Source organism: Pseudogemmobacter faecipullorum (assembly GCF_020539525.1).
Lineage (GTDB): Bacteria > Pseudomonadota > Alphaproteobacteria > Rhodobacterales > Rhodobacteraceae > Pseudogemmobacter > Pseudogemmobacter faecipullorum.
In genome coordinates this window covers 1-3728 of sequence record NZ_JACDXX010000054.1, presented here as the reverse complement: position 1 = coordinate 3728, position 3728 = coordinate 1, and the positions used below count along the sequence as shown (strand labels likewise).

Annotated in this window: 3 protein-coding genes and 3 pseudogenes; 5 read left to right on the top strand and 1 reads right to left on the bottom strand. The window is 60.1% G+C overall.

Translation table 11 applies throughout. The annotated features are described in order from the left end of the window. Positions 1 to 408 precede the first annotated feature (408 nt). Positions 409 to 1281 carry a hypothetical protein gene (locus H0485_RS20920; RefSeq protein WP_226937829.1) on the top strand — a complete coding sequence of 291 codons (873 nt, stop codon included), beginning with the start codon at positions 409 to 411 and terminating at the stop codon, positions 1279 to 1281. 96 nt (positions 1282 to 1377) lie between these two features. Beyond that, positions 1378 to 2487 (top strand): helix-turn-helix transcriptional regulator, encoded by a 1110-nt coding sequence (locus H0485_RS21970; protein ID WP_226937828.1) that lies wholly within the window; start codon positions 1378 to 1380, stop codon positions 2485 to 2487. A gap of 46 nt (positions 2488 to 2533) precedes the next feature. Here the strand turns inward: H0485_RS21970 and H0485_RS20910 are convergent. After that, positions 2534 to 2890 (bottom strand): annotated as a pseudogene (locus H0485_RS20910) (IS66 family transposase); the annotation flags it as partial. 66 nt (positions 2891 to 2956) lie between these two features. Here H0485_RS20910 and H0485_RS20905 point away from each other — a divergent pair. The 3 genes and pseudogenes from H0485_RS20905 to H0485_RS20895 form a co-directional block, all read left to right on the top strand. Further along, complete coding sequence (locus H0485_RS20905; RefSeq protein WP_354002473.1) at positions 2957 to 3133, top strand: IS4/Tn5 family transposase DNA-binding protein; 177 nt, start codon at positions 2957 to 2959, stop codon at positions 3131 to 3133. A 68-nt stretch (positions 3134 to 3201) separates the two neighbouring features. After that, positions 3202 to 3339, top strand: a pseudogene (locus H0485_RS20900) (IS481 family transposase); the annotation flags it as partial. A gap of 20 nt (positions 3340 to 3359) precedes the next feature. Continuing rightward, positions 3360 to 3539 (top strand): annotated as a pseudogene (locus H0485_RS20895) (hypothetical protein); the annotation flags it as partial. Positions 3540 to 3728 lie beyond the last annotated feature (189 nt).

The following is a 3728-nucleotide window of genomic DNA, read 5'->3' as shown; positions in this document are numbered from 1 at the left end:
CGACGACGGCCAACCTCAGCGGCGGCGAAAATCTCGATTGGTGAAACAACTGAAGCGCATGCCATAAGGCAATGCCTTAAGACCATTTGCTCAATCAGAGCAGACGGCCCTCACCGCAGGCTTACGACTGGTGGAACACCTATCCTGTCGAAGATCTTCCCGCCTGGCTGGCGTTTTATCGCCGGATGCTGAAACAGACCGGTCGGACGGATTATCATGCGACCATAGCGGCGCTTGAAGGGGTTCAGGATCAATTGCGGGACCGCGGTCCGCGACCCACACCTTGATCGCCTTCACCCGAATGGGTGTTGCCCGACACAAGGTGCCGTGCTGGATGCAGATGCACCGGGCGAACTTGCCCGAAACCCACATGGTTGCAGGGGCCAGATGTTTCTCAGGACTTTTTGCATGGCCGCCCTCGTCAGCATGGCTGCATTGACGGCCGCTGCACAGACCGACAAGCGATGGCTGCCCGGATATCAAGGTCCGGCTGGCAAGGGGCTGAAAACGGCCTTGGCATCTTATCGCGGAACGGGACTCCTGCCCGGCGACTTTCTGGTGGCCCAGGTTACGTGGCCGGACAGTTTGTCGCCCCGGTTCATCTTTGGTGACAGCCCGCAAGAACAGATCAAGGCCCTACACGACCATTTTGCCGTCACCATTCCCGCGCAGGCAGATATCGAAACACCCTTTGGTTCGCAGACCATAGGTCGCGATTGGGCCGCGCGCCTCAGCGCGCTCAGCAGCGGCTGCGTCGCACCTGCCACGCAGGACCCTGTGGACTGCGTGGTCGACAAGGCCTATCGCGATGCCGAACTGGCGGCCTTCATGCCAGAGATCATCTTTACGATCAGCGCGATGGTGGACCATTCCGACACGGCAGACGGTGACGACCCGATGGCCCGGCTTCTGTCGATGGGCTATCAGGACGTCGACAATTCGACCTACGTTCCGCTGGTCGAACTTGAGACGGATGCCAGATGTTCGCGCAACAATGGGGCGCTGCTCTGCGCCGCCTGCCAAGGCAGCTTTATGGCCATGGCGCAAGGCGAACCCTTTGACAAATGCAGCGACGGCATTCCCGGCAGCGTGCAGTACGTGATCGAGATGCGGACCTCGTTCGAGACCTTTTTCTTTGGCCATGCGGCACGCCGCATGATCGATTTTGAGGGCGATGCCGGGCTGGCGTTCATGTTCGAACGGTCATCCGGCGGGACTTTTTCGATCCAGTACGTGTTTGACGGGCTGTACGAGGCGCTGCGCGAGGCAGCCATGCGCTAGGTCGAAAAGCTGTTTCCATCCTACAACAATGCGTCCTTTATCGCCGATGTCGCGGTGGAACAGCAGGGCGGCCTGAAATAGCGTTCAGGATAGTCGGTGCAAAATCCGCGCCGAAGGCTGGAGCGCAAGACATTCTGCATGAAAGATGCCTCGGAAGAACTGATAGACATGATCTATGCCGCCATGCTGGGCGAGGTGGATTGGCAGGATTTCCTGGATCGGTTCACGGTGCTGGCGGGCGTGGAATGCGCCACGATCTTTTTCCACGACAGTCTTAGCGGACGTGGCGCCGTCACCCTTGCGAGCGGCATCCCCGACGAAGCACAGCGCGAATATGCGGCCCATTTCGGTCCATTGAATCCGTGGATGTGGCAAGTCGGGCGCACGCCCGTGGGCGAGGCGATCGTCGGTGAACAGCTTGTTTCGCGCGACCGCTTTGTGCGCACCGAATATTACAATGACTTTTTGCGCCGCTATGATCAGGAAACCGGCGTCGGTGTGACCATCGAGCGGGACAATGGCAGGTTCTTTCTGATGTCCACGCTTGGCGGCGACATGGACGAGGCGCGCAATGCAGAAAAGGCGCGCCTATTGACCAAGCTGGCACCGCACCTGCGCCGCGCCTCCGCTTTCTATCGCCGGCAGGCCTCGTGCGGGCAGGTTAACGCATTGACAGATCGGCTTGCCGACCTGTCCGGGGTCGCGACAATTCTGATTGACCTGATGGGGCGCCCGGTCTTCGCCAGTGCCGAAGCGCAGGCCATCCTGACCGAGGGCTACCCGGTAGGAGTTTCGGCTTCTGGCACGGTGATTTTCCGTGCGTCTGCAATTCAGGACGCCTTGTGGTTGATGCTGCGCGACCATGATGCCCCGCGATCGGCATCATTTGTCGAAGATGGGTTGGAGATTACGCTGCTTGTGCTTGCGCGCCATAGCGCGTCCATGCCTTTCCTCGGCGCGAAGGCTGCCGTGATCATCGGGCGCAGGACACTTCGTGCCCAGATTTTTGCGGCCAGACATCGGTTGACACCCGCAGAGGCAAAGGTGGCGTCCTTAATTTTGCAGGGGCATCGGCCGAAGGAAATCGCTCGCGATCTTGGGGTATCGGTCGAAACTGTCCGCAGCCAATTGAAGGCGGTATTCGCCAAGACCGGGGCGGCGTCGCAAGCCGACCTTGTCCGCATCGCGGCTGACGGCACGATGTGAGGACGTTTTACCGATAAGAAAGGGCAGCGCTGACAGCGCCCTGCGGATAGCGGAAGGCCGTTGCAAGGGCGCTCTTGCCCGGGAGGCGGGGCAGCTGTGCCTCGGTCCAGTCGAAGAACGCCTCGACCAACGGCTTGGTCAGCTCCTGGCGGTCGGCGTGACACATCTCGGCCGTCTGGCCGGTGATGTCGCGCTCGATGTCGTAGAGCGCCCCGATCCGGTCGAGCGCCTCGTGGGCGATCTCAGATTTGGTGGAGAGCCAGACATCATGGAAGTCACGGCGCAGATGCGCCCAGCACGGGGCTTCGCGGAAGCGAGCGGGGCTGCCGTCCGGTCCCGCAACGTAAAGCTTCGCATAGCGGATCGGCCCAAAGTCAGGCAGGCGGTAGCAATCGGCTTGCAGCTACCCATAAGTGGTGCGGCGAATTGATTCACCCACCCACTTGGCCTTGCCTGAGCACAAGCGATCATGATTCGTCATGTGGCACCGGATAATCGAGGTGCAGGCATGGGACAGAGTTGGGTGGAAACGGAAACGTCAGGATGCGATCTGGGCGATGCCCGGTTGAACCGGCGCCTGGGAGCAATGCTTGAGGCTCTCGGGGACCGCCCTGGCAAATCTCTGCCCACGGCGTTTCAGGACTAGTCGAACACTAGGTGTTTGATCCCACGGTTTGATGGTGCGATCCTTTCTTTGGAATGGAAGGATGCCCTATGGGACAAGTTCGTCACGGCAGCGCCACGACCACACACGCTGTCCGAGCAGCAATACAGCGATCGCAAGCTTCGCTCGCGCAGCTGAGCCGGGATCTGGGCATCAACCCCAAGACCGTTGCGAAGTGGCGCAAGCGCGCGACGGTCCTGAGCCTAGCACACTGAACAGGCAGGCCAAATCCGCTGCCCGCTCGGCCTTCGAGTCTGCCAAGCAGCGCTTCTTCGGCCATCTGCTGACCAGCATGAAAACCCCCGCCCTGATCGCAAGCATCGAGGCCGATCTCGCGGCGGGCCATGCGGCTGTCATCCAGATCGTCTCGACCGGCGAAGCGCTCATTAGTTCGGCCTGAATAATCCTCAAATATCTGATTTCATGCAGAATTATGGTGATTTTTCGCGCGTGTCCGTCGTCGAATGATTTGGAACAGCCGCGCTGATTTTGTAGCAGATGGCTTGGGCTCATCGGGTTCAGGCTATGCTGCTTGACGCTGGTGGTTCAAGCGGCGGTTTTGGATGGTCTGCTGTTT